This window comes from Kribbella sp. (genome assembly GCF_035687465.1).
GTDB lineage: Bacteria > Actinomycetota > Actinomycetes > Propionibacteriales > Kribbellaceae > Kribbella.
Window position 1 is genome coordinate 1 of sequence record NZ_DASRXP010000461.1, and the last position, 2,908, is coordinate 2,908.

Here is a 2,908-nt window from a genome sequence, read left to right on the forward strand (position 1 = left end):
ATCGCGTTCGGCCCGCGTGTGCTGGGCATGAAGGGCGACATGGACGAGATGGTGGAGTCCGCGCTGCGCCGCGGTGCGCTCTGGGACGAGGTCAAGGACCGGCTCAAGACCAACGCCTTCGGGATGTCCGGCGGCCAGCAGCAGCGGCTGTGCATCGCCCGCGCCATCGCAGTCCAGCCCGACGTGCTGCTGATGGACGAGCCGTGCTCGGCGCTCGACCCGATCTCCACGCTTGCCATCGAAGACCTCATCGAGGAGCTCAAGCAGGAGTACACGATCGTGATCGTGACCCACAACATGCAGCAGGCGGCACGGGTCTCGGCCCTGACCGCCTTCTTCACGGTCGAGACCACCGAGACGTCGCGCACCGGGGTACTGGTGGAGATCGACTCGACGGATCGCATCTTCTCCAACCCGCAGCAGAAACAGACCCAGGACTACGTCAGCGGCCGCTTCGGCTGACCGTCAGCCGACGGCGTCGACGAGAGCTTTGACGATCGGGGCGGCCACGGTGATGGTGGGCACGACGAGAAGCAGTACTGCGACGGTGTAGGTCCCCGCTGCCAGCAGGGGATGGTTCGGCTCCGGGCCGGCGAGTCGTTGGACCCGGAGCACGGTGGACGACTTGGCTGCCGCTAGTGCCGCCTCTGGGGCGGGTGAACCGGCCAGAGCGACCAGGGCCCGGGCGAGTGGCTTGGGACCGTTGCGTCGGCGGGCGTCGTCGTCCGCGAGGAGTTCGACCAACGTGCGCGCCTGGTCGAGAGCCACTTCGCTCCGGACCCAGCGCGGGAAGGCCGTGTGCAATCCGGTGAACGCCTCCAGCACCAGGTCGTGGCGGGCGCGCAGGTGCGCTCGCTCGTGCGCGAGGACGGCCTTGAGTTCGTTGTCGTCGAGTCTGTCGAGCGCGCCGACCGATACGACGACCCGAGCGCCACGGAGCGCCGGCAGGCAGTAGGCGAGGGGGGTTTCCTCGGCCAGGACCCGCAGTCCGGGGACCAGGCCGTCCGGGGTGGCGAGGAGGTCGACGAGGTCGCGGTGCCGCTTGCGGCGAGCCCGAGTGCCGACGGCCACATGTCCTGCAGCCCAGAGGAGCTTCACCAGGACAAGTGCGGTCAGGGCGAGGATCGCCGCCGCAAGGAGGTCTCTGGGGGAGGACGGGTCGAAGCGGGGCTCGCCTGGCTGGCCGGCGGTCGAGTAGGAGAGCGCTATGCCCGCACCGATGGCTGCGAGGACCGCGGCCAGGGCGATCGCTTGCCAGAGTGCGACGGCAGCACGGGGGATCCGGTAGGGCCAGCTGGAGCGCGCCAGCAGCGCTGGTGCCGGTCCGGTCAGCACCAACGCGAGTGCGGCCAGCAGGACCGGAGTGATCATCCCGCCTGGTCCTCCAACCGGGCCAAGGCCTCACGGAGGAGGGCTGCCTCCTCGTCGCTCACTTGGCCGACGAACCGGACCAGTGCCTCGCGGCGGTCGCCGGCGCGGTCGAGGGCGTCGCGCATCAGGTCGGCGGCGAACTCCTCGCGCGGCGCCGCGGCCCGGTAGCGCCACGCCTTGCCGTCGCGCTCCCGCTCGGTCAGCTTCTTCTTCGCCAGCCGGTCCAGCACCGTCATCACCGTCGTGTAGGCGAGCTCCCGGGTATCGGCGAGCCGCTCGTGCACCTCGCGCACGGTCAGCGCAGCCGGAGCCGCCCAGAGCTGTTCCATCACCAGTCGCTCCAGCTCGCCCAGGGGGCGCGGTGCCTTGTCCTCACTTGCCACGTGAGCAGTATAACTACACGTTGTAGTAGATCTGCGCTAGCATCTACTACGTAACGTCGTAGATGGCTCGGGAGGGCTCTCGTGGACACCCTTGATCTGGCCCGGTGGCAGTTCGCGATCACCACCGTCTACCACTTCTTCTTCGTCCCGGTGACGATCTCGCTGGTCGCGATCACAGCCGGCCTGCAGACCGCGTGGTACCGGACCGGCAAGGAGAAGTACCTGCGGCTGACCAAGTTCTACGGGAAGCTGTTCCTGATCAACATCGCGATGGGCGTGGTCACCGGCCTGGTCCAGGAGTTCCAGTTCGGGATGAACTGGAGCGACTACTCGCGCTTCGTCGGTGACGTGTTCGGTGCCCCGCTGGCGCTCGAGGGCCTGCTCGCGTTCTTCCTCGAGTCCACCTTCATCGGGTTATGGATCTTCGGCTGGGACCGGCTGCCCCGGCGCATCCACCTCGCCTGCATCTGGATGGTGGTGCTGGGCACGCAACTGTCGGCGTACTTCATCCTGGCGGCGAACTCGTGGATGCAGAACCCGGTCGGCTTCCGCTACAACGCCGAGCGCGGCCGGGCCGAGCTGACCGACATCTGGGCCGTGCTGACGAACAAGGTCGTCCTCGTCACCTACCCGCACACGATCTTCGCGGCCTTCATGGTCGGCGGCGCCTTCGTCGCGGGGGTCGCGATCTGGCACCTGGTTCGCAGGCCGGGCGTCGACACCGGAGCATTCCGTACTGCGCTGCGCCTGGGTGCTGTGATCGTCATCGCGGCCGGTGCCGGGGTCGCCTTGAGCGGCGACCAGCAGGGCAAGGTGATGACCGAGGTGCAGCCGATGAAGATGGCCGCGGCCGAGGCGCTGTACGAATCCGAGAAGCCGGCCTCGTTCTCGATCTTCACCGTCGGCACCCTGGACGGGTCGCGCGAGGTCTTCTCGGTGAAGGTGCCGTACGTGCTGTCCTTCCTCGCCACCGGGCACTTCGACGGCGAGGTGAAGGGCATCAACTCGCTGCAACAGTCCTACGAGCAGCTCTACGGGCCGGGTTCCTACAAGCCGAACATCCCGCTCACCTACTGGACCTTCCGGCTGATGATCGGCGTCGGGATGGCCGCGGCCGCGATCGCAGTCTGGTTGCTCTGGGCAACCAGGCGGGG

The 2,908-nt window shown here is 68.0% G+C and carries 4 protein-coding genes; 2 read left to right on the forward strand and 2 right to left on the reverse strand.

Annotation, left to right across the window (positions count from 1 at the left end):
* Positions 1–462 (forward strand): phosphate ABC transporter ATP-binding protein (locus VFG33_RS24185; RefSeq protein WP_325055230.1); only part of this gene is annotated, 462 nt, incomplete at its 5' end.
* A gap of 3 nt (positions 463–465) precedes the next feature.
* On the opposite strand, the gene VFG33_RS24190 is transcribed toward VFG33_RS24185, so the two are convergent.
* Together VFG33_RS24190 and VFG33_RS24195 are read right to left on the reverse strand one after the other, a co-directional pair.
* Entirely contained in the window at positions 466–1,371 is a 906-nt protein-coding gene (locus tag VFG33_RS24190; protein WP_325055231.1) for a M56 family metallopeptidase, read from the reverse strand.
* Positions 1,368–1,754 carry a BlaI/MecI/CopY family transcriptional regulator gene (locus VFG33_RS24195; protein ID WP_325055232.1) on the reverse strand — a complete coding sequence of 129 codons (387 nt, stop codon included), beginning with the start codon at positions 1,752–1,754 and terminating at the stop codon, positions 1,368–1,370. The genes VFG33_RS24190 and VFG33_RS24195 overlap by 4 nt, the downstream gene beginning before the upstream one ends.
* Before the next feature lie 81 nt (positions 1,755–1,835).
* Here VFG33_RS24195 and VFG33_RS24200 point away from each other — a divergent pair.
* Positions 1,836–2,908 (forward strand): cytochrome ubiquinol oxidase subunit I (locus VFG33_RS24200; protein ID WP_325055233.1); only part of this gene is annotated, 1,073 nt, incomplete at its 3' end.